Below are 2,424 nucleotides of genomic sequence, written 5' to 3' on the forward strand. Positions count from 1 at the left end.
AGTATTTTTCAATTGAATTACTTAGTGCCAATTGTTGCGTATAGGCTTCATCTAATGTAGATGTCATCACAGCACCTTTATTTACTGCGTTACTACTAAAGAACATCTTGCTAAATCTTAGTTTTTCCAACATGGCATTCGCCATTTCACCTACAAATGCTTCTGTAATATGGCGCATTTCACCACCAATTAAATAGACACGAAAATGTGCTGTTTGTTTTTCTAACAAAATTTTATACACCGGCAAACAATTCGTAATAATTGTGAGCGTATGATGATTGACTTCTTCTGCTAATAGTTCCACTGTTGTTCCCGGTCCGAAAAACAAAGTATCCCCATCTTCAATTAATGATGCAGCTTTCCTAGCTATATATCTTTTTTCAGCAATTTGACGAGTATGTTTTTCTTTATGTGATATTTCTTTATACTGAAATGTTGAATTACTGCGTGCACCACCATGAATCTTCGTTAAAATGCCCTTATTTTCCAACTCAATTAAATCTCTTCGAACTGTCATATCAGACACATTTAAACCTTCGACGATTTCATTCGTTCTTATCGTGCCCTTTTTATTCACTAGTTTAGCAATTTCGTCCAAACGTTCATGTTTATTCAATGTAAAATTGCCTCCTTTATTTAGGCGATGGGTCATTATCCTTTATGTTTAGACATCAATTTTAATATACATGCTTATTCTATAATAAAAATTGCGTAAAAACTAATATAATTTAACTGTTCGATTATATGTATAATTCATTTTTAAAAAGAACTGTTTAAACTGCGCTTTTGATAATCGTAAAATGAATATACTATAATAAAAGCAAAAGACGTTATAAATCATTCATTATTTTGATGGGGTGTTTATTTTGAGAAATGATTTAGAGACATTAAAACATATTATAGATAGTTCGAATCGTATTACATTTTTCACAGGTGCTGGTGTATCTGTCGCAAGTGGCGTTCCAGATTTCCGTTCAATGGGTGGCTTATTTGATGAAATTTCAAAAGATGGACTTTCGCCAGAATACTTGTTAAGCCGTGATTATTTAGAAGATGATCCTGAAGGTTTTATCAATTTCTGCCATAAGCGTTTACTATTTGTCGATACGAAGCCTAATATCGTTCATGATTGGATTGCAAAATTAGAACGTAATCAACAATCTTTAGGTGTCATCACGCAAAATATCGATGGTTTGCACTCAGACGCTGGAAGTCAACATGTTGATGAATTACATGGCACGTTAAATCGTTTTTATTGTAATGCATGTCATAAATCTTATACGAAGTCAGATGTTATTGATAGAACTTTGAAACATTGTGATAATTGTGGTGGTGCCATTCGACCGGACATCGTATTATACGGTGAAATGTTAGATCAACCTACCATCATAAGGGCATTAAATAAAATTGAACATGCTGACACCCTTGTTGTACTAGGTTCATCACTCGTTGTACAACCTGCCGCAGGATTAATATCACATTTTAAAGGCGACAATTTAATTATTATCAATAAAGATCGAACACCTTATGATAGCGACGCTACTTTGGTCATACATGACGACATGGTTTCCGTTGTAAAATCATTAATGACAGAGTAATCAGTAGGTAAAAAGCATTTCCCGAGTAACAGGGAGATGCTTTTAATTTTGGAGTTGCGTTTTTGGAATTTGGAGTTTGGTTTTCGGAATTCGACATTTGGAATTCAGAATTATAATGAGTGGAAAATTTTAATTATTGCGTGTTTAATGACTTGGTTTTGTAGCGATTTTTATTTGATGAATTGTTTTTTTGTTTAATGTTGGGATGCTACTTTATAACATTTTCAATCGCTAAAGGCCCATTCGTAAAAAATTAACTGTAAATCTTATGCTTACAACTCATTTTATTGTTTATTTTTATTGCGATTTTTCTTACTAAAGATATTTGTTTCATCAATAGATTTTTTATTACTAAAATAGACTGTAAAAATAATCGCCATTCCTGCAAATATTGGTATTTTATGATATCCAAATGGTACAAAGTACATTGCCGTGAGCATGACGATGCCTGTAATTAAAGTAATAATGGCAAAATGTTTATATTTCATGTTATTATCCCCTATACAATTTATTCTACATTCATTATATACTTCATTTTATAAAATTATCAATACTATAATTATTATCTTAGGTAAGTTATTGCATAATACAAAAATTCATAATAACTTATTTGCTTGCTCCATTCACTTTTTAAGAGTAATAAAATAACCTGCAACATAGACTTTAACATCCAAGTTTCAGGTTAGCGTAATGTAAATTATTTACTTTGTTATATTATGATTAAACATCTAATTCTCTGCTTGTAAGTGCTTTAATCATCTCTGGATCAGCATGTGAGAAAAATTGGCTATTACTTTCTTCTAATGTCGCAATTTGTTGTTTATCT

The 2,424-nt window shown here is 31.5% G+C and carries 4 protein-coding genes and 1 pseudogene; 2 read left to right on the forward strand and 3 right to left on the reverse strand.

Features of this window, described 5'->3' with window-relative positions:
• A partial coding sequence (locus IDG60_RS11035; RefSeq protein WP_346767037.1) for a DeoR/GlpR family DNA-binding transcription regulator occupies nucleotides 1-616 on the reverse strand: 616 nt, incomplete at its 3' end.
• A 241-nt stretch (nucleotides 617-857) separates the two neighbouring features.
• Here IDG60_RS11035 and IDG60_RS11040 point away from each other — a divergent pair.
• Together IDG60_RS11040 and IDG60_RS11045 are read left to right on the forward strand one after the other, a co-directional pair.
• A complete protein-coding gene (locus IDG60_RS11040) occupies nucleotides 858-1,598 on the forward strand; it encodes an NAD-dependent protein deacylase (protein WP_001557494.1) in 741 nt (246 codons plus the stop codon).
• A gap of 36 nt (nucleotides 1,599-1,634) precedes the next feature.
• Nucleotides 1,635-1,796, forward strand: coding sequence for a hypothetical protein (locus IDG60_RS11045; RefSeq protein ID WP_001791678.1), 162 nt, complete (start codon nucleotides 1,635-1,637; stop codon nucleotides 1,794-1,796).
• 86 nt (nucleotides 1,797-1,882) lie between these two features.
• Here the strand turns inward: IDG60_RS11045 and IDG60_RS11050 are convergent, their stop codons facing one another.
• Together IDG60_RS11050 and IDG60_RS11055 are read right to left on the reverse strand one after the other, a co-directional pair.
• On the reverse strand, nucleotides 1,883-2,086 hold the full coding sequence (locus IDG60_RS11050) for a hypothetical protein (RefSeq protein ID WP_000875476.1): 204 nt from the start codon (nucleotides 2,084-2,086) through the stop codon (nucleotides 1,883-1,885).
• A 232-nt stretch (nucleotides 2,087-2,318) separates the two neighbouring features.
• Nucleotides 2,319-2,424: pseudogene (locus IDG60_RS11055) on the reverse strand (aldo/keto reductase); the annotation flags it as partial.

The sequence above is a fragment of the Staphylococcus sp. EG-SA-2 genome (genome assembly GCF_017152085.1).